20 protein-coding genes are annotated in these 23413 nt (G+C 71.9%); 6 read left to right on the top strand and 14 right to left on the bottom strand.

Features of this window, described 5'->3' with window-relative positions; translation table 11 throughout:
• Window positions 1–237: 237 nt before the first annotated feature.
• The 3 genes from NE236_RS40280 to NE236_RS40265 form a co-directional block, all read right to left on the bottom strand.
• Window positions 238–3129 carry an ATP-binding protein gene (locus NE236_RS40280; RefSeq protein ID WP_289851522.1) on the bottom strand — a complete coding sequence of 964 codons (2892 nt, stop codon included), beginning with the start codon at window positions 3127–3129 and terminating at the stop codon, window positions 238–240.
• Between the two features lie 308 nt (window positions 3130–3437).
• Entirely contained in the window at window positions 3438–6314 is a 2877-nt protein-coding gene (locus NE236_RS44165; RefSeq protein ID WP_308209214.1) for a helix-turn-helix transcriptional regulator, read from the bottom strand.
• A 39-nt stretch (window positions 6315–6353) separates the two neighbouring features.
• Window positions 6354–7382: a CaiB/BaiF CoA transferase family protein gene (locus NE236_RS40265; protein WP_252847567.1), complete on the bottom strand. Its 1029-nt coding sequence runs from the start codon at window positions 7380–7382 to the stop codon at window positions 6354–6356.
• Between the two features lie 71 nt (window positions 7383–7453).
• Here NE236_RS40265 and NE236_RS40260 point away from each other — a divergent pair, with 71 nt between their 5' ends.
• Entirely contained in the window at window positions 7454–7687 is a 234-nt protein-coding gene (locus NE236_RS40260) for a hypothetical protein (protein WP_252847566.1), read from the top strand.
• Window positions 7687–8079 (top strand): type II toxin-antitoxin system VapC family toxin, encoded by a 393-nt coding sequence (locus tag NE236_RS40255; RefSeq protein ID WP_252847565.1) that lies wholly within the window; start codon window positions 7687–7689, stop codon window positions 8077–8079. The genes NE236_RS40260 and NE236_RS40255 overlap by 1 nt, the downstream gene beginning before the upstream one ends.
• Before the next feature lie 103 nt (window positions 8080–8182).
• Here the strand turns inward: NE236_RS40255 and NE236_RS40250 are convergent, their stop codons facing one another.
• Both NE236_RS40250 and NE236_RS40245 read right to left on the bottom strand, forming a co-directional pair.
• Window positions 8183–8548: a hypothetical protein gene (locus tag NE236_RS40250; protein ID WP_252847564.1), complete on the bottom strand. Its 366-nt coding sequence runs from the start codon at window positions 8546–8548 to the stop codon at window positions 8183–8185.
• A 15-nt stretch (window positions 8549–8563) separates the two neighbouring features.
• Window positions 8564–8938, bottom strand: coding sequence for a hypothetical protein (locus tag NE236_RS40245; RefSeq protein ID WP_252847563.1), 375 nt, complete (start codon window positions 8936–8938; stop codon window positions 8564–8566).
• Window positions 8939–9126: 188 nt separating this feature from the next.
• Between NE236_RS40245 and NE236_RS40240 the strand changes: the two genes are divergently transcribed.
• Complete coding sequence (locus NE236_RS40240; RefSeq protein ID WP_252847562.1) at window positions 9127–9372, top strand: DUF2630 family protein; 246 nt, start codon at window positions 9127–9129, stop codon at window positions 9370–9372.
• Here the strand turns inward: NE236_RS40240 and NE236_RS40235 are convergent.
• Window positions 9360–10841, bottom strand: coding sequence for a glutamate-cysteine ligase family protein (locus NE236_RS40235; RefSeq protein ID WP_252847561.1), 1482 nt, complete (start codon window positions 10839–10841; stop codon window positions 9360–9362). The genes NE236_RS40240 and NE236_RS40235 overlap by 13 nt on opposite strands.
• Window positions 10842–10892: 51 nt before the next feature.
• Complete coding sequence (locus tag NE236_RS40230) at window positions 10893–12446, bottom strand: hypothetical protein (protein WP_252847560.1); 1554 nt, start codon at window positions 12444–12446, stop codon at window positions 10893–10895.
• Between the two features lie 216 nt (window positions 12447–12662).
• Here NE236_RS40230 and NE236_RS40225 point away from each other — a divergent pair, with 216 nt between their 5' ends.
• Both NE236_RS40225 and NE236_RS40220 read left to right on the top strand, forming a co-directional pair.
• A complete protein-coding gene (locus NE236_RS40225) occupies window positions 12663–13106 on the top strand; it encodes a hypothetical protein (RefSeq protein ID WP_252847559.1) in 444 nt (147 codons plus the stop codon).
• Between the two features lie 116 nt (window positions 13107–13222).
• Window positions 13223–13609 carry a hypothetical protein gene (locus NE236_RS40220; RefSeq protein ID WP_252847558.1) on the top strand — a complete coding sequence of 129 codons (387 nt, stop codon included), beginning with the start codon at window positions 13223–13225 and terminating at the stop codon, window positions 13607–13609.
• A gap of 321 nt (window positions 13610–13930) precedes the next feature.
• Here NE236_RS40220 and argS read toward each other — a convergent pair whose 3' ends face one another.
• From argS to NE236_RS40185, 7 genes are all read right to left on the bottom strand, one after another.
• Window positions 13931–15667 (bottom strand): arginine--tRNA ligase, encoded by a 1737-nt coding sequence (gene argS / locus NE236_RS40215; protein WP_252847557.1) that lies wholly within the window; start codon window positions 15665–15667, stop codon window positions 13931–13933.
• A gap of 213 nt (window positions 15668–15880) precedes the next feature.
• The gene (locus NE236_RS40210; protein ID WP_252847556.1) at window positions 15881–17032 is read right to left on the bottom strand and encodes a saccharopine dehydrogenase family protein; all 1152 of its coding nucleotides are present in this window, start codon (window positions 17030–17032) and stop codon (window positions 15881–15883) included.
• 121 nt (window positions 17033–17153) lie between these two features.
• Complete coding sequence (plsX, locus tag NE236_RS40205; RefSeq protein ID WP_252847623.1) at window positions 17154–18176, bottom strand: phosphate acyltransferase PlsX; 1023 nt, start codon at window positions 18174–18176, stop codon at window positions 17154–17156.
• A gap of 215 nt (window positions 18177–18391) precedes the next feature.
• Window positions 18392–18754: a hypothetical protein gene (locus NE236_RS40200; protein WP_252847555.1), complete on the bottom strand. Its 363-nt coding sequence runs from the start codon at window positions 18752–18754 to the stop codon at window positions 18392–18394.
• Complete coding sequence (locus tag NE236_RS40195; RefSeq protein ID WP_252847554.1) at window positions 18751–19599, bottom strand: alpha/beta fold hydrolase; 849 nt, start codon at window positions 19597–19599, stop codon at window positions 18751–18753. Before NE236_RS40195 ends, NE236_RS40200 begins: the two co-directional genes overlap by 4 nt.
• Window positions 19596–20363, bottom strand: coding sequence for a DUF998 domain-containing protein (locus NE236_RS40190; RefSeq protein ID WP_252847553.1), 768 nt, complete (start codon window positions 20361–20363; stop codon window positions 19596–19598). Before NE236_RS40190 ends, NE236_RS40195 begins: the two co-directional genes overlap by 4 nt.
• Window positions 20364–20457: 94 nt before the next feature.
• The gene (locus NE236_RS40185; protein WP_252847552.1) at window positions 20458–21603 is read right to left on the bottom strand and encodes a glycoside hydrolase family 18 protein; all 1146 of its coding nucleotides are present in this window, start codon (window positions 21601–21603) and stop codon (window positions 20458–20460) included.
• 397 nt (window positions 21604–22000) lie between these two features.
• On the opposite strand from NE236_RS40185, the gene NE236_RS40180 reads away from it, so the two are divergent.
• A complete protein-coding gene (locus NE236_RS40180; RefSeq protein WP_252847551.1) occupies window positions 22001–23377 on the top strand; it encodes a KamA family radical SAM protein in 1377 nt (458 codons plus the stop codon).
• The last annotated feature ends 36 nt before the right edge of the window (window positions 23378–23413 follow it).

Genomic DNA, 23413 nt, shown 5'->3' with positions numbered 1-23413 from the left:
GATGACCAGCGGTGCGGCTGATCGTCGAGGGTCTTCGTCGCTCTTTCGACGAAGACTCTCGACGATCACGTCGTTGTGGCCGCACCCCGGGAGTTCCGCGCAGGAGCGGCGTGCCGAATGCTCGGTGACCGCGGGCGCTAACCGGGGCGAACCCCTGCAATCCTGTCGGCCAGGTCGCCCGTTGACCGAGCGATGTGTCCGGGCGGCGCACGCCACGGCTGTCCTCGTCGTTTCGGCTTACCCGGTCAGGCGGAGGCGGTGGGCGGTCGCGGCGGCGGCGCCGCGGCTGGGGACGCCCAGCTTGGCGAGGATGTTGGACACGTGCACGCTGGCGGTCTTCGCGGAGATGAACAGTTCCTCGGCGATCTCTCGGTTGCTGCGTCCCGCCGCCAGCAGGCGCAGCACCTCCTGCTCGCGAGGCGTCAGTCCGAGCGGTGCCTGACCGCCCGGCCGGCCGTCCAGGCGGAGCCGGGCGCTGCGGGCGACCAGGTCGATGTCCGCGCGCAGCGGCCGGGTCTTCAGCCGGTCGGCGAGGTCGGCGGCGCGGCAGAGGAGGGCCGACGCCTCGTCGCGGTCGCGGTCTGCCAGGGCGGCCTCGGCCGCCCTCAGGAGCGCGTTCGCCAAAGGGTACGGTCGGCCGAGCGCCTCCCAGGCGGCCGCGGCGGCCGTCCAGGCGGACCGGTCGAGCACGCCGTCGGCTCGGGCGGACTCTGCCTCGAAGGTCGCGCGCTCGGCCTCCATCACGGGACCGTACGCGGGGATCGCCGTCGCGATCTGCCGTAGCCGTCCGGCGAGCGCGACGCTCCGCTGGAGGGCGCAGGTCCGTATGCCCGCCAGGAGGATCGGCCAGCTGAGCCGCGCCTCCCCGCCGAGCTCGAGCTCGGTGACGGCGCGTTCGGTGGCCGCGATCGCGCCGGGGCCGTCGCCCTCGGCGAGGCGCCACTCGATGGTCAGGCGGGCCAGCGGAAGGGTCTGCTGCGGATAGGGATCGTCGACCGCGCACAGCGCGGTCAGCTGCCTCACCATCCCGTCGACCACGTCGCCGTCCCCGCGGGCGATGGCGATGCGGGCACGGGTCAGCAGCAGCTGGCCGCGCCTCCCCGGGGCGGGTGAGAGCTCGTCGGCCCGTTCGAGGGTCTCCATCGCGTCGTCCCAGCGGCCGAGCGACACCTGTGCCTGGGCGAGGTTGCCCGCCGCGAAGACCCCTTGCGTACGGGCGCGGCCGAGGGATTCGGCCAGCGTCAGGGCCTTCTGGGCCAGCCCGATGGCGTCCTCCGTGCGGCCTTGCACGTCGTGCACGTCGCCCCCGTTGATGAGCGCTCGCAGGCGGGTGTCATCGTCACGGGCGCGGGCCGCGCACGCCGCGGCGCGGTCCAGGGTGGCCAGCGCCTCGGTGAAGCGCCCGCGATGCGCGTCCGTGATCGCCAGGTTGTTCAGGGCGTCGGCGGTGGCGCAGTCGTCGCCGACACGGTCGGCGAGCGCGAGTGTCTCCTCGATGATCGGCCGTGCCTCGTCGTCCCGGCCTCGCAGCGTCAGGACGCTGCCCAGGCGGGCCAGCACCGCGGCCCGCTCCGGTGAGTCGTCCGGCAGGAGGCGCTCGGCGCGCCGCAGGTCGTCGAGGGTTCCGGCGTGCCCCCGCTCGAACTTGAGCCGCGCCCGTTGGAGCAGCAGGAGCGCGACCTGCTCCGGTTCGCGTTCCTCGTCGACCTCGGAGAGGGCGGCGCGGACGAACGCCAGCCCGCGTTCCGGTTCGCCGGAGGCCCAGGCCGCCTGGGCGGCCTTCCTGAGCACGTCGACGTGGCAGGCGCCGGTGTGCTCTCGCGCGTCGGGGACGCGTTCCCACAGTTCGAGGACGCGTTCGAGCATCTGCAGCTGCTCGGCGTAGGCGAACGCGGACTCCGACTCGCGGGCCGCCTGCCAGGCCGCCCGGAGGGCGCGTTCGGGATCGTGCGCGTTCGCCCAGTGCATGGCGACCTCGACGGCGGGGCGACCGCCGGCGCTCAGCGAGGGGTCGTCCTGCAGCGCCTCGGCGAACCGCTGGTGGGCGCGAGCGTGCTCGCCGGGGAGCAGCTCGTCGTGGATCGCCTCCCAGATCAGCGCGTGCCGGAAGGCGTACGCCCCCTCGTCGACCACCAGGACGTTCGCGTCCACGGCGGGCCGCAGGAGCGACGACAACCTCCCGTCGTCCAGCCCGGTCACCGCGGCGAGCAACGCGTGCCCGAACCGTACCCCTGCCGTGGTGGCCAGCCGGAGCACGTCCTGGGTCTCCTCGGGCAGCCGGTTGACGCCGGCCAGCACGAGGTCCCGCACGGACTCGGACATCCCGCAGTCGGGGGAGCCGGCGGTCGCCTCGACGAGCAGCGGGATGCCGGAGCTGCGCTCGTACACCGCGTCGACGATCTTGGGGTCCGGCTGCCGGCCGAGGATGCCGGCGAGCTGGCCGGCCGTCTCCGTGCGCGTCAGGCGGGGCAGGTCCAGGCGGACCACGCCCTCGATGCGCTCCAGCTCCGCGATCACCGGGCGCATGGGGTGGGAGCGGTGCAGTTCGTCGGAGCGGAACGTGATGACGAGCAGCACGGCGGTGTGCCGGAGGTTGCGCAGCAGGAAGGTCAGCAGGTCGCGGGTGGACCGGTCGGCCCAGTGGGCGTCCTCCACGATGAGGATCAGCGGGCGCCGCTCGGCGAGCCGTTCGAACAGGAGGAGCATCTGCTCGAACAGGCGGACCCGGGCGTTCTCCGGATCCGGGCCGGCGGTCGGCTCGCCGAACTCCGGAAGCAGGCGGGCCAGGTCGCGGGCGCCGTCGTGCGGCATCAGTGCGGCGATCTCCGCCGCACCCGCCTCTCGTACGAGCTGGCGGAGCGCGGCGGTGAACGGGGCGTACGGGAAGCCGACGGTGCTGAGTTGAAGGCAGGCGCCGCTGAGGATGAGCGCCTCACCGCGGACCCGCTCGGCGAACTCCCCGACTAGGCGGGTCTTGCCGCCGCCCGCTTCGCCGCCGATCAGCACGGCTCCGGGGGTCCCGGCCGTGGCCCGTCGGAGGGCGTCGGCCAGGACGGCGAGCTCCGGCTGTCGGCCTACGAAGGCGGGGCTCACCTCATGCGCGCGCACGCCGTCCAGGATGCCACGCATGTCCGGACCTCAGGATGCCCAGACGGGACGCCGCCGTGGCATCCGAGGGGACAGGCCGCGGGACGTGGGGAGGCGACGGAAGCGGCGCTCCCGTGCCGCCTCCCGCCGCCATTCGCGCGTACGCTCCGCGTTCAGTGCGTACATGATGTCGGGGTGCATGGTGTCCTCCTCGAAGAGCCGCTGACACCATCCAGACTCGGCCTAAGACGGGATCCGGCACATGGGGTGAATGTTGTATCCGGCGTTCCCGTCCGCCTGCGCCGGGCCTCCGCCCCACCTAAGGACCGTCACCGGAGGGCTCGGGGTCCTTAGACGATGCCGAGACGGTGTGCGGCGGCCGCGGCCTCGCCGCGGCTCGCCACCTGCAGCTTCGCCAGGATGTTGGACACGTGGACGCTGGCGGTCTTGGCGGAGATGAACAGCCGGCCGGCGATCTCGCGGTTGCTGCGGCCGTCGGCGACGAGCCGGAGCACCTCCAGCTCGCGGGGGGTGAGGCCGAGGACGGGGGCGCCGGCCCGGCTGCTCAGGGCGATCCTGTTCCGCCGGGCGTACACCTCGATCCGCTCGCGCAGCGGCCGGGCGCCGAGGTCCTCGGCGATCTCGGCGGCCTGCCGCAGCCGCGCGGCCGTGTCCTCCCGGGTTCCGGCGTCGTGCGGGCCGCTCGCCTCGGCCGTCCGCAGCAGCGCGTACGCCAGGGGATAGGGCTGCTTGAGGGCCCCGAAGGCGTCCGCGGCCGCCGCCCAGGTCTCCCGGTCGAGCACGCCTTCGGCGCGGGCCGCCTCGGCCTCGAAGAGCAGCGCGTACGCCTGCTGGACGCGGCCTCCCTCGGGGGCCTTCTCGGCGTACGCCCGTACCCGGGTCAGCAACGCGGCGGCGCGCTCACCGCCGGCCTCGGCGCACGCCCGCGCGGCGGCGCACAGCAGCGGCGGCCCGTAGCGCGCGCTGACCGAGGGCTGCAGCTCCGTCAGCACGTGCTCGACGGCGTCCAGTGCGCCGGAGAGGTCACCCTCGGCGACCCGCAGACCGATCCGCAGGCCTTCGCACGGGAACAGCTCCTGGGTGCGGGAGAACGTCGGCGCCAGCACCGCGTCCAGCGTGCTGACGGCGCGGGCGGCGGTGTCGAGGTCGCCCCGCGCGACCGCGATGACCCCGATGATGTGATGCAACGAGGCGCGGGTGAGCGGCGGCGGGGACAGCTCCAGGGCGTGCTCGATGACCTCCAGCGCCTCGTCCCAGCGGCCCAGCGACAGCAGGGGCTCGGCCAGGTTGATGGACAGGAAGGCGCCGGAGGTTCGGGCCACGCCGTGCTTGCCGGCGAGCGCGACGCCACGCCGCGCCACCTCGACGGCGCGCTCGTGCTCGCCCATGCCCTCCAGGACGTGCGACTCGTTGGTGGCGATGCGCATCATCGCCGAGTCGTCCGCCCCTCCCCGCACGTACACCGCCTCCGCCTTGGCCAGCTCGGCCAGGTGACGTTCGCCCTCGGCGTCGGAGAAGTCGCAGCCGGCGATCGTCGTCAGCGCGTGCGCCTCGACCGTCGCGTCGCCGACCGCGCGGGCCGTGGTGAGGGCCTCGACGGCGAGCGCCCGCGCCTCCTCCAGGCCGGCCGGCAGCAGGTACAGATGCTGGGCGAGGGTCGACAGCACCCGGGCCCGCACCGCGCTGGGCGGGTCGGCGGGCACCAGGCGGGCCGCCTCGCGCAGGTCGTCCAGCGCTTTCGGATGGCCGAGGTGGATCTTGAGCCGGCCGCGGTGCTCCAGGACGCCGGCCGCCCGGATCGGATCGTCGATCTCCTTCAGCGCCGCCTTCGCGAAGGCGACGCCGCGTTCGGTCTCCCCGGCCAGGTCGGAGGCGTCGATCGCCATCTCCAGGACCGCGGCGTGGTCGACGCCCAGCCGCTCGGCCGCGTCCGGCACCTTGTCCCACAGCTCGAGGACGCGGTCCAGCATGCGCAGGCATTCGGTGTACGCGGTCGCCTCCTTGGCCACCTGAGCGGCCTTCCAGGCGCTGACCAGCGCCCAGGTGGCGTCGTGCGCGGAGTACCAGTGGTGGGCGAGCTCGGCGGGGGCGCGGCCCATGGGGACCAGCGACGGATCGGCCTCCAGCGCCTCGGCGAACCGGGTGTGGGTGCGAGTGTGCTCGCCGGGCAGCAGGTCGCCGTGGACCGCCTCGCGCATCAGCGCGTGCCGGAAGCCGTACGCCTCACCGTCGACGACCAGGACGTTCGCGGCGACGGCGGGCCGCAGCACGCGCGACAGCGCGCCGTCGTCCAGGCCCGTGACCGCGGCCAGCAGCGCGTGCTCGACGCGGTCGCCCCCGGCGCTGGCGACGCGCAGGATCTCCTGTGTCTCCTCCGGAAGCTTCCGCACACTGCCGAGGATCAGGTCGCGCAGCGACTCGGGCAGCTCACCGTTGATCTGGCCGTCGCAGCTCAGCAGGGCCTCGACGAACAGCGGGTTCCCCTCACTCCGCTCGTAGACGGCGTCGAGGGTCCGCTGGTCCAGGTCACGGCCGAGGATGCCGTTGGCCTGCTCGGCCACGGCACGGTGGGGCAGGCGGTCCAGGTCGAGCCGCCGGACCCAGTCGACCCGGGCGAGTTCGGCGAGCAGGGGGCGGAGCGGGTGGTCCCGGTGCAGTTCGTCGGAGCGGTAGGTGGCGATGACCAGCAGGCCGGAGGGGAGGTTGCGGATCAGGTAGCTGAGCAGGTCGCGGGTGGACCGTTCCGCCCAGTGTGCGTCCTCGATGACCAGGACGGCCGGCTCGTGCTCGGTCAGCCGTTCGAACAGCAGCAGCACGTGGTCGAACAGGCGGATGCGCGCCTCCGCCGTGCCGGTCTCGGTGTCGGGCGCGCCGAACTCCGGGAGCAGCCGGGCCAGCCCCGCCGGTGTGCCGCCGGGCAGCAGCGAGGCGACGCCCTCGACGCCGATCTCCCGGACCAGCCGGCGCAGCATGGCGCTGAACGGCGCGAACGGCAGGCCCTCGGCGCTGATCTGGAGGCAGCCGCCATAGAAGGTCCGTACGCCGGGGTTGGCGTCCAGGAACTCACGGATCAACCGGCTCTTGCCGACGCCGGCCTCGCCGCCGACGAGCAGGGCGGCCGGCGCCTCCCGCAGGGTCCTGTTCAGGAAGGCGAGCTCTTCGGCCCGACCGGCCAGAACGGCGCTGATCCCCTGCTGATTCTGCACGGATCAAGGATGCCACCAGGGCGGGACAAAACGGACCGGTTATTCGGTGGGCGTATGCGTCCAGCCGTCGGCTCCGTCCAGGTCCGGCGCGCGTCCCGGGGGCAGCGGCGGATCGAGCAGCGTCCGTACGGGGCTGCCGTCGATGACGCCGCGCTGCTGGAAATGGTCGACGGTCCGAACCTCCGCCGGGGACAGCACCGGTGCGACCGGCGCGCCCGCGTCGGTCAGCCGGGCGACGACGGTGTCGCGGGGCAGTGCGGCGATCTTCTCGGAGATGTCCCGATCGAGTTCCTCGGCCCGGCTCAGCCGCTCGGGGAAGGACAGACCGGCGTGGTGGTCGAGGCCCAGGGCCCGGCAGGTGGCCGACCACAGCCGATCCTCCGAGACGACGCCGAGGCTGACTTTTCCGCCGTCGTGGGCCGGGTAGACGCCGTACCCGGGCACGGGACCGCGTCCCCGCCCCGGCCCGGAACCGCCGGGCGGGGGTGCCGAGGTGACCGGGACGGTGCCCGCCCAGTTGGCCAGGACGTCGGCCATGCCCAGGTCGATCCGCTCACCCCCGCCCTTGTGACAGGCGGCCAGGATCGCGAACGCGGCCATGGTCGCCGCGGCCATGTCCGCGACCGGGAACTCGTGCCCGCCGTCGTCCGGCGGGACCGTCCCCGTGTACGCGCGGTAGTTGACGTCGTGTCCCGGCAGCGAGGCCAGCGGACCGCTCGCGCCGTATCCGGAGATCGAGCAGTAGACGATCCGGGGGTTGACCGCCCGTACGGCGTCGTAGCCGACGCCGAGCCGGTCGGCGACGCCGGGCCGGTAGCCCTCGACGAAGACGTTCGCGTCCGCCGCCAGCTCCCGGCACCGCGCCGCGTCGGCCTTGAGGTCGATGACGATGCTGCGCTTGTGTCGGTTGAGCAGGTCGAAGTGGCCGCGGAACGCCCGCATCGGCTCGCCGCCGGGCGGCTCGACCTTCAGCACGTCCGCTCCGAGCTGGGCCAGCAACTGCGTGGCGTACGGCCCCGGCCGCCACATCGTCAGATCCAGCACCCGAAGCCCACCGAGCAGTCCCATACCTCGTTATACCAAGCATCTGCTTGGCCTGACCGATTGTGGCGTAAGATGGAATGTCTTACGCTTGGTGTATGGCCGACACGATCACGTTCCGTACCGACTCAGAGACCGAGCATGCTCTCGACGTGCTCACCAACGACGGCAGCTCGCGCTCGGCCGCGATTCGCCAGGCGGTGCTCGAAGCGGCCGTGCGCAGGGAGCGTGCGGCGGAGATGCGCCGTGCCGTCCTCCGCATGCCCCTGGGTGAGCCGGACGGCGTCAACATCGCCGAGGAGATCTCCGCCGCTCGCGAGGAAGAGCGCTGATGATCTATCTCGACTCCGCGGCGGTCGTCAAGCTCGTCCATGCCGAGGCGGAGTCTCAGGCGCTTCGCGACTGGCTCGACGACCGCGCCGACACGGGTTGGATCAGCTCCGCCCTGCTGGAGATCGAATCGTTCCGTGCTCTGGCGCGGTACGCGCCTGAGGCGGTGGTGCGTCTGCACCCGGTGCTCGACCTCATCGAGTTGGTGGAACTCGAGCCGAGCATCCGTATCCTCGCGCAGACGATCAGACCCGTCACCGTTCGAAGCCTGGACGCGATCCACCTCGCCACCGCACTCCGCATCCGGACGCGGCTGACCTCGTTCGTCACCTACGACAAGCGTCTGGCAGAAGCGGCGGCAGGCGCGGGCCTGGTCGTCGACATGCCTGCTTAAGCGCCTTGGTGAGGGCCTGATCTGGCCGGGGTCGGAGGTGCCCGTCCGTACGGCGGGCGCCTCCCTGCCGAAGAGTGGGCGTGTGGGGGATGACGGCTCGATTTCACCGGCTGATAGCCATATTTCCTGCAAACACCGGCCGTCTGGTGTTCAGCCGGTGTGTGAATCGTCGTTGATTGTGGAATGCATCCCTCCGTAACTGATCAACACGGGGGGATGGATCAGTGCCCACGAATACCACGACGCGGTCGACCGCCCGCCGTTCCACGGCGAGCTCGAGCCGCACAGCGAAGACCGGCGCGAAGAAGACCGCCGCGACCAAGAAGTCCACCAAGACGGCCGCGGCGAAGAAGTCCGCGAGCACGTCCAAGAAGAGCTCGGTCACTCCGGCCGCCGCCGCGACCAAGGTGTCGTCCGCCGCCACGAAGGTCTCGTCCGCCGCGTCGAAGATGACGGCGGCGGCGAGCAAGGCGACGAGTTCGGCTCAGGCGATGAACACCGCCCTGAAGGCGATGAACACCGCGACCAAGGCGATGGCCACCGCTGCGGAGTCGCTCACCACGGCCGCCAAGGCGATGTCGGCGATGAAGCCGCCGGCCGCCGCGGAGTCCCGGAGCACGACGAAGCGGGCCACGACCACCAGGACCGCCGCGGCCAAGAAGCCGTCCACCGCGACGGCGAAGAAGACCACGGCCAAGAAGAAGACGACGACCGCGAAGCCCAGGAGCACGGCGAAGGCGAAGCCCAAGGCCGCCGCCGAGGCGCCGTCGGGTTCGGGGGAGTCCAAGGCGGGGCCACCGCCGGAGAGCGCGACCGTCGGCCGGCCGGCGGCACCGGAGCGGGCCGGCGGGTTCCTCAACGGGCTCGTCGGGAGCCGCAATCCACTGTGACGGGGCGGGGCGACCGGAGCCCTCACCGCGGCGGTGGCGGCTCCGGCCACGGATCATCGCCCGGGCCGGGCGGGACCGATCCCGGTGAGCCGACACCCCTCCTGAATGCCGCTCGCGACGCGGAGCTGTCAAACTGTCGTCGAGAGGTGATCCAGGGATGCAGGACAACGAGATTCTCGGTCATATCAACGATCTTGTGGATGAGGAGCACACGCTCCGTGAACGGTTGCAGAAGGGGGATCTGACCGCCGACGAGGAGCACCAGCGGCTGCGGTCGGTCGAAGAACAGCTCGATCAGTGCTGGGATCTCCTGCGCCAGCGCAGGGCGCGGCGCACCGCGGGAGAGGATCCCGACGGCGCCGACGCCAGGCCGGCCGGTGAGGTCGAGGGCTACCTCCAGTAGACGCCGATCGGCCAGGTGTGCACGGGTGCGTTCGTGTGCATGTGCTCGACATAGCGGCGCGTCATCAGCCGTAGCGCCTCCTCGCGGTCGCCGCCGGCCGCGCGGACGGTCTCGACCTGCCACGTCGCGCCGTTCTGGCCGGTCACGCAGCGTTGTTCGATGATGCCGAGCAGCCGGTCCCGTACGACCGTGTCGACACCCCACCGGTCGAGGCCGGTGACGGCCTTGGGCAGCAGGTGGCTCAGCACGAGTTCGGCGACCGGCACTTCGCCGACGCCGGGCCAGAAGACCCGGGCGTCCAGGCCGTACCGCGCGCCCCGGCGTGCGTTGTCGGCGGCGGACGCGAAGGACATCCGCTCCCACACCGGGTGCTCCTCCTCCGCCAGGGCGCGTACGAGGCCGTAGTAGAAGGCGGCGTTCGCCATGGTGTCCGCGACGGTCGGACCGGCGGGCAGGACCCTGTTCTCCACCCGCAGGTGCGGGCGGCCGGCGCCGACGGCGTACACCGGGCGGTTCCAGCGGTAGATCGTGCCGTTGTGCAGCGAGAGCTCGGCCAGCTCGGGGATCTCGCTGCGGGCCAGGGCCTCCAGGGGGTCCTCGTCCTCGCACAGGGGCAGCAGCGCGGAGAAGTAACGCGAGTTCTCCTCGAACAGGTCGAACGCCGAGTCGATCCAGCGTTCGCCGAACCAGACCCGGGGCCGTACGCCCTGGACCTTCAGTTCCTCCGAGCGCGTGTCGGTCGCCTGCTCGAACAGCGGGAGCCGGGTCTCCCGCCACAGCTCGCGGCCGAAAAGGAACGGTGAGTTCGCGCCGACCGCGACCTGCACGCCGGCGATGGCCTGGGCGGCGTTCCAGGACGCCGCGAAGTCGTCCGGGCCGACCTGCAGGTGGAACTGGACGCTCGTGCAGGCCGCCTCGGGCGCGATGCAGTCCGCGGTGGTGCGCAGTCGCTCGACGCCGTCGATGTCCAGCGACAGGTTCTCGCCACGCGCCGCGAGGACCTGCTCGTTGAGAAGCCGGTAGCGCGGGTTGGCCGACAGTGCCGCCTCGCCGAGGTCGGACTCGCGCAGTGTCGGCAGGATGCCGACCATCACCAGTTCGGCGCCCGCTGTACGCGCCCGCCCGTCGGCATGGTTGAGGTTGTCGCGGATGGCCTGTTCGAGCATGGCGAGCGACTTCCCGGCCAGCGACCCGGGCGGCATGTTGATCTCGATGTTGAACTGCGCGAGCTCGGTCGCCCACGCGCCCGGATCGGCGATGGACTCCAGAACCGCCGCGTTCCGCATCGCAGGGCGGCCGGTCTCGTCGACGAGGTTGAGCTCGACCTCCATGCCGATGCAGGCGCGGTCGTCCTCGAATCGGGACTCGCGCAGCATCGCCGACAGGGCCTCCAGACAACGCCGGACCTTGTCCCTGTAAAGCCGCCGGTCCTCCTTGGTGATGGTGACCGCCGCCACGTCCCTGCCCATGCCAAGCCTCCGGGGATGTTCGTCCCATTCTTCCCAAAGGAGGGCATACCCCTAGTCGACGATGGTAAGAATCGCGTCGCGATCTTTCGCCGCCGACGTGGCGAGAGTCTCGTAGCGCGAGCGGTGTTCCCGGATGGCCTCGGTGATCTGTCCAGCCTCGCGGATGAGGCGGTCCTTCTCCCGTACGGCGGACTCGGCGGCCGCCCGGCGGCCGAGCCGCCGCGTGATCCACAGGACGGCGCCGGCGATGGCGACCACCCCGGCGAGGACCGCGAGAGCGGGGATCCCGGCCACGGCGGTGAGGACGAGGACCAGGACACCGGCGACCGCCAGGGACAGCCCGGCCCGCTCCGCCACCGGGCTGGTCGCGTACACGTCGTCGACCCCGGCCTCCAGCTCCGCCGTCGACTCCGTTCCGTCCGGCCCCACCGACAGGTGCCAGCCGCCGACCCGTACCCGTACGCGCGCGGGGAGAGGGCGGGACGCCTTCTCCGCGAGGTCGCCGGCGGCCTCGGCGATCCACCGGCGCCCGGTGCGCAGGGCGAGCGAGCGCAGCGCCGGCGCGGCCTTGTCGAACATGTCACCCCGCAGCAGCGCGAGGGTCTCCCCGCCCGGGGCGTCCCACGCCCGGGGCTGCTCGGAGTCACCGTTCTCGATGATCCGGCGTAGCTCGCGGGCCCGGGCGATCAGCGGAGCCTCGTCGGGGCTTCCCTCGTCGACGAGCACGGTCAGCAGCCGGGCGAACTCCGCCAGAGAAGTGTCATCGGGCGTTCCCGCGGGGGGTTCGGCCGCGGGGAGCGTCTCTTCGACCCGGGCCCGCAGGCGGGCGAGGCGGGCGGCGTTCGCCGGCGGCTCGGTCAGGGCCGCCTCGCCCTGCAGGGTCCGGGGCATCCAGGAGGTCTCCGCGCGCCCCACCACGGAGGCGATCTTCTCGCGCCATGCCCTGCCCTCCCCGGCCACCGCATCGGCCGGGAGGCCGTCGACGAACTCGGCCAGGCGACGTTCGATGTGGGACCGCCCCATCTCGCCGAAGACGCCCTCGGCGCAGGCCGTCCACAACCGCCGCTGCACGCGGGTGACCGTCGTGCCCAGGGGTGGCAGGGTCCGTGCCAGCCACGGCGCGGCCAGGGTGTCCCGGCCCGCGACGGCGAGCGCGAGCGTGAGGAACAGGGCGGTCCGCGGCTCGTCGCGGCGGGTCGCCTCGGTGGCGTGCGACTCGGCGGCCACCTCGTCGCCGCGGACCAGAGCGTGCAGCGCCTCGGCGGCCGGGCCGAGCCAGTAGCCGGGGCATTCCGCCGTCTCCCGGCGGGGCGGGTCGGTGACCTCCCGCGCCAGCGAGGTCAGCAGCCGCCGGGTCTCGCCCCGGATCGCGATCTCCCGGTCGAACGCCGCGAGCTCCAGGCGCAGATCCGACAGCTCCACGAAGGCGTCGAACGACCTGGCCAGGCGGTCGATCCGCCGTTCGAGCGTGCCCTGAACCTCCGACAGCTTCGACTGGAGCGTCCGCGAGCGCCGCTCGGCGTCGTCATACGCCGCGTTCAGCTCGCTCTGAAGGTCGCGGATCTGGCGATCCTGCCTGTTGTCGACCCACCAGTCGTCGCTCACGCCGCCTCCTGGACCTTCGGGGGACCCCATCGCCGCATATGCGACGCTCTGAGCGGCTGGTGCGTTCCACCTGTCCCTCGACATCCCGGCACGAACCGACCCGAAGGAAGGTGAACGCCGACCTTCTCGACTTCAGCCGGAAGTCCAAAGATTTCACCTTGCCGCAACCCACATCCGTCCTTGATCCCAAGCGGTGCGAGCACAGACACGGTGCGGGTGAGTCGCCATGACCTGTGGCGGCTCATCCTGAAGTTCCGGGACCTCGTAGAAGCTCATGGCGAGCGTTGCTGGTTTCACATGGAGGATTGGGACCTATCGTTCGAGCAACCGGCCGATGCGGTTGACCACGCGAATGCGGCGCTCTTCGGGTACGGACCGGACTATCGGATGAGGTGTGACCTTTCTCCGGCTTATCGCTGGCCAAGTGGCGCTCCGTACGACGGTAAGCCAGTGATCGCGGTCCGGGTGCGCGATGCGTACGACTGGCGTGCCTATGGCTCGCACTACCGCCGCGGCCATACCAATCAGGCGCTGTGCGGCTTCAGCTTCGCACCGGAAGAAGCGAAGCGCATCACGAGTGAGCCGAACTGCCGAGAGTGCCTGCGGGAACTCGCCTTGGCCAAGGCGCTCAGGGCCGACGGCGAGGACTCGCCGGAGTAGTGGCGATCTTGAGGAGCTTTCGGACCTGCGGCTGTGCAGGGTCGCCTCTTGATGTACTATGTGCGCGAACTTGTACAACCTAAACCACTAAAGACCACAAACAGGGAAAGAAGGCCATGAAACTTAGCCCTCTTGACATTGCCGTTATCGAATACGCCACCACCTGGGCGCGCAAGTGCGGCGCAGATTGGCGCTTCGATGACACGGTCAATGCGAACCGCCGCCTGCACACGTACCTGCACGACTTCCACGGCAGCCGCCGCCTGACCACCACGTTCCCCCATCTGCTGGACCGGTCGGCGGAGGAGTGGGGCGTGCGCGCGATGGTGTGGGAGCTCCGTGTCGACGACGTGTGGTCCGGATTCGTCATCACCGGTACAAGCCACACCTTCTTCGGGTTCCACGACCTGGAGAAGAATGAGTGCCTCGTCTGGGAGTCTGCCTTCGACTTCTCGCAGTTCTGCGACGTGCTGGACCAGTACGAGCAATTCCCGCAGAACTGAGAACCTGTCGTCCGTGCCGGATTAACGCGGACGACCCCAAGGAAAGAAGGCTGTGGGCCTTCTTCAGCCGCCGAGACTCGCGTCTCGGCGGTTTTCCATTTCATGGCGCTCGGCCGATTGCAGGATCAGCGAAGAGGCGGGGGACGGAGAGGGTGGCCGGCGGTAACCGGCAACGACCAATGACAGCCGCTCGTGTGCAGGTCAGCGGCCGGTAGGCGCGCAGCGCCGCAGATGGCAATCTCGGTTGATCAGTTCAAGTTCATCAAGGGTTGAGAGACACCACGGTCCGGTGATCATCGCCAGAGATCACCGGACCGGCCGCTACATGCGCTCCGGAGTCGCCACGCCGAGCAGCGCGAGGCCCTTGCCCAGGGTGCGCAGGGTCAGCGCGCACAGCGCCAGGCGGGAGGCCTTCGTGGCCTCGTCCGGCGCCTTCAGCACCGGGCAGTTCTCGTAGAAGGTGGTGTAGGCCGAGGCGAGGTCGAAGAGGTATGCGCACAGCCGGTGCGGCTCGGTCGTCTCGCCGGTCTGGTGCACGGCGGCGCCGAACCCCAGGAGGTGCAGCGCGAGCGCCCGCTCGGCCTCGTGACCGAGCACGATCGGCCCCGTCGCCTCCTCCGGGCTCAGGCCGCCCTTGCGGAAGATCGACCGGATCCGCGCCGTGGCGTACTGGAGGTACGGCCCCGTGTTGCCCCGGAACGAGATCATCCGGTCGAAGTCGAAGACGTACTCGCTGCCGCGCGCCGTCGACAGGTCGGCGTACTTCACCGCGCCGATGCCGACCGCCTCGACGACCTGCCGCCGGGTCTCGCCGTCGAACGGCTCGTCGTGCGGCACCTCGTCGAACGCGGCACCGGCGCGCTCGACGGCCTCGTCCAGCAGCTCGGTCAGCTTGATCGACTTGCCGCTCCGGGTTCGGAAGATCTTCCCGTCGGGGCCCAGCACGCTGCCGATCTGGGCGTGCTCGGCGCTGACGCCGTCCGGCAGCCAGCCTGCCATCCGGGCCACCGCGAACACCATCTGGAAGTGCAGCGCCTGCTGGCTGCCGACCACGTAGATCATCCGGTCGACATTCATCTTGTCGACGCGGTACCGGATCGTGGCCAGGTCGGAGGTGGAGTAGTTGTAGCCGCCGTCGCTCTTGCGAATGATCACCGGCAGCGGGTCGCCGTCCCGGCCGGTGAACCCGGGCGGGAACACGCACAGCGCGCCCTCGCTGATCACCGCGACGCCCTTGGCCTGAAGCTCGTCGGCGATGTCGCCGAGCATGTCGTCGTAGAAGCTCTCGCCCCGGATGTCGTCGTCGGTCAGCGTGACGCCGAGCCGGCCGTACACCTTGTGGAGGTAGATCTTCGACAGGTCGACCAGCCGCTCCCAGTGCCGGATGGTGTCGGCGTCGTGGGCCTGCAGCTTCACGACCCGCTCCCGCGACCGCTGGGCGAACTCCGGATCGGAGTCGAAATGCTCCCGGGCCGCCTGGTAGAAGGCGTTGGGGTCCGTCTCGAGGAGCTTGGCCTGCTCCGAGCCCTCGCCCACGTCGAGGAGGAGCTCGATCAGCATGCCGTACGGCGTGCCCCAGTCGCCGACGTGGTTGTCCCGGATCACGTGGTGCCCGGCGAACTCCAGCACCCGCGCGATCGCGTCGCCGACGATCGTGGTCCGCAGGTGGCCGACGTGCATCTCCTTGGCGATGTTCGGCGAGGAGTACTCCACGATCGCCGTCTGCGGCGCGTCGGTCTTCTCGACGGACAGCCGCGCGTCGCCGAGCATCTCCTGGGCCTGCCCGGCGATCCAGCCGGGGCCGAGCGTCAGGTTGACGAACCCCGGGCCGCTGATCTCGACCTTCTCGCAGACGTCGGACACGTCGAGGTGGGCCACGATCTCGGTGGCGATGTCGCGCGGCTTCCGGCCCAACTTCTTCGCGAGCGGAAGCGCGACGTTGGCCTGGAAGTCGGCGAACTGCGACGGGCGGATCACCGGGTCGGCGTCGGGCTCTCCGAACGCCGCCCCGAGGGCGGCCTGGACGCGGGCGGCGAGAACGTGCTGCGGGTCGGACATCGAGATCCTCGTGAGTACGGCTTCGGCAGCCTGCGGCTGCGACGTTCGTTAAGCCTATCGGCGAGCGGCCACGGTCCCGTCCGAATATCGCCTCGGGGAGCACGCCGCGAGGTCCTTGCCGCCGTCCTGGACTCATTGCCGCTGTTCTTGACCGTCCAGATGGGGCGAAAGGGGCAGGACGACGTCCACGCCGGCGGCAAGGCGGCAAGGGCGTCAGCCGGTCTCGCCCACCACCGTGAAGTCCAGGCCGGCGCGTCCCAGCCGCCCGAGGAGGGCGTCGCCCATCGCCTGGGCAGTGGTGACCTGGCCGGCGGTCTCGGGCAGGTCGTCGAAGGCCAGGCACAGGGCGGACTCGGCGAGCATCTTGGCGGTCTCCTCATAGCCGGGATCGCCGCCGGCGACCTTGGTCACGATCTTCCGGCCGCCGCCCTCCCCGGCGAAGTGCACACTGAACCAGCTCTTGGCCCGTCTCTCCGGGGACGGGCCGTCCCCGGGCGTGAAGCGTTCGAGCAGCCGGTTCCGTACGGGCCCGATCTGGGCGGCCGCCGCGATCCCCGCCGCCCCGGCGGCCAGGCCGACGGCCGACGGCAGGTGCCGCACCGCGCCGAAGTGGCTGTAGGCGAAGTCGGGGCCGTAGCGGTCGAGGGCCGCAGCGGAGCGCCGGACGACGTCGGGGTCGATGGTCGGCAACGGCAGCGCCCAGGCGCCGAGCCCGGCGTTGCGGTGCGGACGCCCCTGGACCGCGCGGACGCGGCGGCCCGCCACGGGAGGCTCCGCCCGTCTGCGCCTGCGGTGGATCTCCGCCGCAGTACGGAAGTGCGCCGCGGCGGTGATCGCGGAATGAACGGTGCCGCTGGACGGCGCCCCGCTCGCCTGGACGTATCCGCGCACCCGCAGCGGGACGTCCTCGGGGAGCCGCTGGACCGTGAAGTAGACGCCGAGGTCGTGCGGCACCGAGTCGAACCCGGACGCGTGCACGATCCGCGCCCCGGTCTCGGCCGCCCGTGCGTGGTACTTGAGGTACATCAGGTCGACGAACTCCGGTTCCCCGGTGAGGTCGACATAGTCGGTGCCGGCCTCCGCGCACGCGGCCACGAGCGGTTCGCCGTACGTGACGTACGGGCCGACCGTGCTGATCACCACCCGGGCGGCCGAGGCGACCTCCCGGAGCGAGGACGCGTCGCCCGCGTCGGCGCGCAGCAGGGGCAGGTCGAGCCCGAGCCGGTCGCTCAGCGCCTGGAGTTTGCCCGGGTTTCGCCCGGCGAGCGCCCACTTCCCGGTCGCGTGCGCCGCGAGGTACTCGGCGGTGAGCGCGCCGGTGAATCCGGTGGCGCCGAACAGCACGATGTCATAGGGACGATCCACGGGTCCTCCGTCCGTCGTACGTCCTGCCTACCGCTCCGGTCCGGATCATGGAAGGCCCCCGCGACGACTGTGGCGAGTCCCACCTCCTGGGCCATGAATCGCACTTCCCACGACCCGGCGGTCAGGTGTCCTCGGCGTCGGGCTCGCCGTGTCCACGGCGGTTGAACCGGTGCGGGCGGGTGGCGGCGAGGCCCTCGCCGATCTGCTCGACGATCCGGCCCGCGGCGAGGTCGCGGGCGAGGACGCAGGCCGCGGCGATCCCGGGCGCGTGGGAGGCCCCGTGGGCGATCACGACCGTGCCATTGAGGCCCAGGAGAACGCCACCCCCGTACGTCTCCGGGTCCAGGCGGTCGCGCAGCCCGCGCAGCTGCCGCCGCTGCAGCAGCGCGGCGGCCCTGGCGAGCCGGCCGGAGCCGATCGCGGCGCGCATCTCCGTCACCGCCAGCCGTACGGCACCCTCGACGGTCTTGAGCGCGACGTTGCCGGTGAACCCGTCGGTCACCACGACGTCCACCGCGCCGGACAGCAGATCGCCGCCTTCGACGTTGCCGGTGAAGTCGACGCCGGGCAGGTCGCCCGACAGCAGTTCGTGGGCGCGGCGGGTCAGCTTGTTGCCCTTGCCGGCCTCCTCGCCGATCGTCAGCAGCCCCACCCGGGGCGACGCGACGCCGAGCCGGATGCGCGCGTACGCGGTGCCGAGCGTGGCGAACTGGACGAGCATCTCGGGTTTGGCGTCGGCGGTCGCGCCGGCGTCCAGGAGCACCGTCGGGTGCGGGCGGGTGGGCAGGACCACGGCGAGCGCAGGGCGCATGACCCCCGGCTGTCCCCGCAGGCGCAGCCGGGCGGTCGCCACGACCCCGCCGGTCGAGCCGGCGGACACGAGCGCGGCGGCGTGGCCCCGGCGGATCAGGTGGCAGGCGACCGCCACGGACGAGCGGGGCCGCCGCCACCCGGCCAGCGCGCCCTCGTCCATGGCCAGGGCGTCCTCGGCGTGCGCGATGGGGATCTCGCCGAGCGCGCCGTGGTCGCGGAGCAGATCCCGGATGCGGCGGGCCTGCCCGACCAGGACGAGGCGGACGCCGTGCTCACGGGCCGCGGCGACGGCGCCGGCGACGACCTGCTCGGGCGCCTCGTCGCCGCCCATCGCGTCCACCGCCACCCGCGGGCCCTCGCCCCGCTCGTCGGCGTGGGGGCCGGTCCGCGATTCGGGCCGCCGGCCGGCCTGGTCACCGGACCCCCCTTCGGTCTGCTCCTCGGGCCGCCTCCTGGCGCGCCGGTCGGCCGGTCCCGCCTCGACGCGTCGCGCCGCGAGCGGCCTGGAGGACTGCGCGCCCTGACGGCGCCTCTCGACCGATCCCGTCATGCCGGGTCCTGGCAGCCCTGGCCGAGGCAGGGTCTGCGGACGACCTCGCGGCCGTTCACCGTGATCACGTACTCCTGATGGGGATGCGGGGAGTTCGCCTGGTAGGCGACGGCGTCCACCCGGACCGGCTCGCCGCGGTCGGTCCGGCCGACGCACTGCACGCGGACGACCGACAGCATGTCGGCCGACAGCGTACGGCAGCGCATCCCCGCACGGACGGTGTACCCGATGCCGCGCAGCTCGTCGGTCGCGCCCCGGGCGGTGGCGTTGAGCAGCGAGCTCTCCGACACCTTCCGCACGGGATTCCCGCACGCGGCGACCGCGAGCAGCGGGATCAGGGCCAGGACGAGCGTTTTCACAGGTCCCGCACCGCCTGGGCGACGGCCTCGGGCCGGTCGATCTGCACCAGGTGCCCCACGTCGGGCAGGACGATCTGCCGTCCGCGCGGGCTCAGCCGCGCCAGGGCGGCGTGCGCGCGCCTCCACGCGTCCTCGCCGCCGCGCATGTCGCCCAGGGCGGTGATCACGCGCAGCGGGATGTCGGGGAACGGCCGGTGCCTCCGCAGCACGAGCAGGTCGGCGGCCATCTGGCGGTAGGCGGCGTCCTCGGCGAGGAGGGTGCCGAGGACGTGCCCGCGCGTGCAGACGGCCCGGACGTACTCCGGCGGTGCGACGTGCCCGCGCGCGGTCATCATCCGCATCGCCAGGCCGTACGCGGCGGGGCCCGCGAGCCGGGCGAAGCCGGTCGCGTCGGCGATCGTTCCGGCGAGGCGGGCCAGGGGTTCGAGGCGGGTCAGCGGGCGGGCGTACCTCGGCCTGCGCGGCTCCGCGCTGGGATCGACCAGCACCATGCCGCCGACCAGTTCGGGGTGGAGCCGGGCGAACGCCTCGGCGTGGAAGCCGGCGAACGAGTGCGCGACCATGATCACCGGTGCCCCCGCCCACCGGGCCAGGGCGGCGAGCCGGTCCGCCTCCGCACGGAGGGTCCCGGTGCGGCGTACGGGAGGGCTGCCGCCGAGGCCGGGCCGGTCGAAGCCGATCACGCGGTGCTCGTCGCGCAGCAGCGTGACGACCGGGATCCAGTCGAACCAGGCACCGCCGAGCCCCGCGCTCAGCAGCAGGGGAGGCGATCCCGTTCCCTCCGAGACGACGTGCAGGCGGTCTCCGCCGACGGTGATGAGCTCGCCGGGCAGGCGGTCGTTCACGGGCTCGCGGCCCTCTCCCGCACCGCCGTGGGCGAGCCGTCCCCGGCCGGCCGGACCGGACGGGTGACGATCCGCCCGGCGGCGCGGGCGCGCCGTCGTCCCGTGTACAGCTCGGTGGCGATGACGAACAGCCACACCGAGATCACCGTCACCTGGATCCGCTCCATGACGCCCAACGCCAGGCCGAAGTACATCAGGGGCAGCGTGGCCAGCGCCGCGGTCGTCTCCACCACCATGACGGGCCAGCTCCAGCGGGCGAGCACCGGCCAGCGGCCGTACCGGCGGGCGGCGATGGTGAGGGCGATGAGACTGACGATGCCGCTCATGACGACGAGCGTGCTCGTCACCGAGTGGAACTCATGGGCGAAGGAGACCGTGCCGGCCCGCTCGCGCAGCGCGCAGGTCGGGTCGGAGTTGGGCGCGCAGTCCATGGCGAGCAGGGAGTCGCCGATCGAGAAGGCGCCGAACAGCAGCAGCGCGAGCCAGCCGCCGAGCGCCCAGCCGCGCGGCCGGAACCGGCGGACGACCAGGGCGGCGACCGCGATCGACACGGCGCCTGCGAGGAAGTCGCAGCCGGAGAAGAACCCGTGGTACGGCTGGTCGGTGGCGGACAGCTCGCTGACGTACCCGTTGACCGCGTCCAGGTGGGGGTTGATGAGGAACTGCAGGACCCAGGAGCTGTAGACGATGCCCGCGACGGCGGCGAGGGGCGGCACGAACGCCGGTGCCGTCGCCGAATCGCGTGAACGCCTCGCCGAGCTCAACTCTCACTTCCTCCGGAATCGAGTCTAGGTGTCCCGGCCCGGTCGCTGGGGACTACCCCACGCGGGCGGACTCAAGCGGCGAAGCGGCGCGTTCTTACGATCCTTGGAAGATTCTGGAGAAAACGCCGGCGTCCTCGTCCAGACCGCTGCACGTGTCGTTCCTGGCGGTGGTGTCCGGCGTGCAGGGGGTGTCCCGGGTGATCGACCACATCGACAGGCGGCCCAGGTGACGGGCGTCGGCCCAGTCGCGGATCTGCCGGGCGTCGGCGGACTGGAACCCGGCGCCGGTGTCGGTGACGCCGATGACGGGCGTGATGCCCATCCGCCGCCAGACCGTGTCGGCGTCCTGGCGGTAGAGCCGCTGGAGCTGGCCGTGGGCGGCGGCCGCCGAGGCGATCAGGGTCGGTCCGGGCCCGCCCGCGGGGAGGAGGTCGACGATCGAGACGTCGACCCCGGCCGCCATCGCCGAGCGCAACGTGGCGAGCGCGGCGCCGGCGAGGCCGGAGCGGTGCAGCGGGAGGGTGAACGACACGCGGAGGCGGGGGTGGTCGTGCCGCAGCCGGGCCAGCGCCTGGATGCGGCGCCCGGCCGACGTGCCGTCGCCCAGCGCCGCGTCGGTCAGGTAGAAGTCGATCTGTTCGGTGCCGGCGGTGGTCAGCGCCGAGCGGTACCGCTCGGACAGCGCGGCGACGTCGGTGCAGCTGCGGGCGAGTTCGGTGGCGTGCGGGCCGCCGAAGGAGACGATGGTCTCGCCGGGGACCTTCTTGATCCTCTTACGGATGACCGGGTCATTGATCGGCGTCATGCCGCCCCACGTCGCCGTGCATCCGTCGCCGGCGGCCACGAACCCGAGCGTGTAGTCGCGTACGCCGGTCCGCGCCGAGGTCTTCGCGAAGTCCAGCGGCGGCCAGGTGAGCACGTCGGCGTACGGCGCGAAGGGGATCGCGGCGGCCGGAGCGGCCGAGGCGGTCGTGTCCGGTGCGGCGGTGGCCGGGGCGGCGGCGGACGTCGGGCGGGCGGTGGTGGTCCGCGAGCGCGTACCGGGGATCTCCGTCATCGCCGCGCCGGGCCGGGAGGCGGCGGAGTGGGAACGGGCCGATGGGACGGCGTGCTCGTCGAGATGGGCGGTCGCGGCGAGGACGGCGGCGCCGCCCGTGCCGGGAATGAGCAGACCGGCCGAGAGCAGCGCGATCCTGCGGCTCAGTCGGGGTGATGCGCGGCGCTTGCGGTGTCTGCCCACGACCTCTCCTCGTGGGGCGCCAGGGACACCGCTGACCACGGTGACCGCTGTCGCAGGTGGGATCCGTCTCCCGCAGTATGACGCAGCCCCCGGTCAAGATCACCGACTGGCTTCCGCGTGTCGGCATGACACTTCCGCGGTCCTTCGAACGTTGATCGTTCAGTGGGCTCCGCCGCTGCGTATCGATAAGCCTCCTCGCGGGTATCAAATACGTAAGAAACGGGGCTTAACAGTTCAATAGGGGTGGGGAGCGTGGCATGCCGCGGCGCGATGGCGCCGCGGCCCAACTGTGAAGGAGGGCAATCCCCGACAGCGAGGCGCCCACGGCGGGTCCCGAGATCCGGTCCGCCAGGCCTCGCGCACGCGTTGCCCGTCGACTCGGAGGAGTAACGTCAACGTGACCTTGGTCAATGACGCGGCGCCGGCCGCGGTGAACACCACCGGCCGCAGGTTCCGCGCCTTCACGGCGAAGCATCTGGACGAGCTCACAGCTCGCGCCGGGCTGACCGCCGAGCAACGCCTGGCCACCCAGGCCGTCGCGACGGTTCTGCCGTTCCGCACCAACAGCTACGTCGTCGACGAGCTGATCGACTGGTCCGCCGCCCCGGAAGACCCGATCTACCGGCTCGTCTTCCCACAGGAGGACATGCTTCCCGCGGAGGACGTCGCTCGCATCTCCGACCTGCTGCGCCGGGGAGCGCCTCGGGCCGAGGTGGACGCCGCCGCCCGCGAGGTGCGGCGGAAGCTCAATCCGCACCCAGCGGGACAGCTGCAGCTCAACATCCCTTCCCTCAAAGAGGAGCCGATGCCCGGGGTGCAGCACAAGTACCCCGAGACGGTGCTGTTCTTCCCGAAGCAGGGCCAGACCTGCCACGCGTACTGCACCTACTGCTTCCGGTGGGCGCAGTTCGTCGGCGAGCCCGACCTGAAGATGGCGGCCGACGACGTCGACCGGCTCAAGCGCTACCTGATCGCCCATCCGGAGGTCACCAGCGTCCTGTTCACGGGCGGCGACCCGATGATCATGGGTGAGTCCGTGCTCCGGCGCTACGTCGAGCCGCTGCTGGAGCTGGAGCAGCTCGAGTCGATCCGGATCGGCAGCAAGGCCCTGGCGTACTGGCCGCAGCGCTGGGTCACCGACCCCGACGCCGACGACACGCTCCGCCTGTTCGAGAAGGTCGTGGACTCGGGCAAGAACCTCGCGTTCATGGCGCACTTCACCCACCCGCGCGAACTCGAACCGCACCTCGTGTCGGAGGCGACCCGGCGCATCCGGAACACCGGCGCGGTGATCCGTACCCAGGCCCCGCTCATCCGCACGATCAACGACACGCCCCTGACGTGGGAGACCATGTGGCGGCAGCAGCTGCGGATGGGCATGGTCCCTTACTACATGTTCGTGGAACGTGACACCGGGCCGCAGGACTACTTCGCCGTGCCGCTCGCCCGCGCGTACGAGGTCTTCCGGGACGCGTACAAGAACATCTCGGGGCTCTGCCGCACCGTCCGCGGCCCGTCCATGTCCGCCACGCCCGGCAAGGTGTGCGTCGACGGGGTCGTCGAGATAGGTGGGGAGAAGCTCTTCGTCCTGCACTTCATCCAGTGCCGCGACCCGGAGTTCGTCAACCGGCCGTTCTTCGCCAAGTACGACCCGGAGGCCGTGTGGCTGACGGATCTGCGGCCGGCCTTCGGCGACCGGTTCCTGTTCGAGGGGCATGTTCCGGGCGGGGACGTCACCGCGCACGACGTCGTCGCCGCGGGCCCGTCCCTCTGACCGACCGGCCCGCCGACGTCGGCTTCACCATCACCG

This window comes from Actinoallomurus purpureus, assembly GCF_024055795.1.
GTDB classification, from domain to species: domain Bacteria; phylum Actinomycetota; class Actinomycetes; order Streptosporangiales; family Streptosporangiaceae; genus Actinoallomurus; species Actinoallomurus purpureus.
The sequence above is the reverse complement of the archived record's forward strand: the minus strand, read 5'-3'. Positions and strand labels throughout refer to the sequence as shown.

Excerpts from the sequence above, each read along its gene's own strand:
- NE236_RS40280 (WP_289851522.1), bottom strand. The coding sequence starts at position 3,129 with ATGCGTGGCATCCTGGACGGCGTGCGCGCGCATGAGGTGAGCCCCGCC.
- NE236_RS40265 (WP_252847567.1), bottom strand. The coding sequence starts at position 7,382 with ATGGGACTGCTCGGTGGGCTTCGGGTGCTGGATCTGACGATGTGGCGG.
- NE236_RS40260 (WP_252847566.1), top strand. The coding sequence starts at position 7,454 with ATGGCCGACACGATCACGTTCCGTACCGACTCAGAGACCGAGCATGCT.
- NE236_RS40255 (WP_252847565.1), top strand. The coding sequence starts at position 7,687 with ATGATCTATCTCGACTCCGCGGCGGTCGTCAAGCTCGTCCATGCCGAG.
- NE236_RS40240 (WP_252847562.1), top strand. The coding sequence starts at position 9,127 with ATGCAGGACAACGAGATTCTCGGTCATATCAACGATCTTGTGGATGAG.
- NE236_RS40235 (WP_252847561.1), bottom strand. The coding sequence starts at position 10,841 with ATGGGCAGGGACGTGGCGGCGGTCACCATCACCAAGGAGGACCGGCGG.
- NE236_RS40220 (WP_252847558.1), top strand. The coding sequence starts at position 13,223 with ATGAAACTTAGCCCTCTTGACATTGCCGTTATCGAATACGCCACCACC.
- argS (WP_252847557.1), bottom strand. The coding sequence starts at position 15,667 with ATGTCCGACCCGCAGCACGTTCTCGCCGCCCGCGTCCAGGCCGCCCTC.
- plsX (WP_252847623.1), bottom strand. The coding sequence starts at position 18,176 with ATGGGCGGCGACGAGGCGCCCGAGCAGGTCGTCGCCGGCGCCGTCGCC.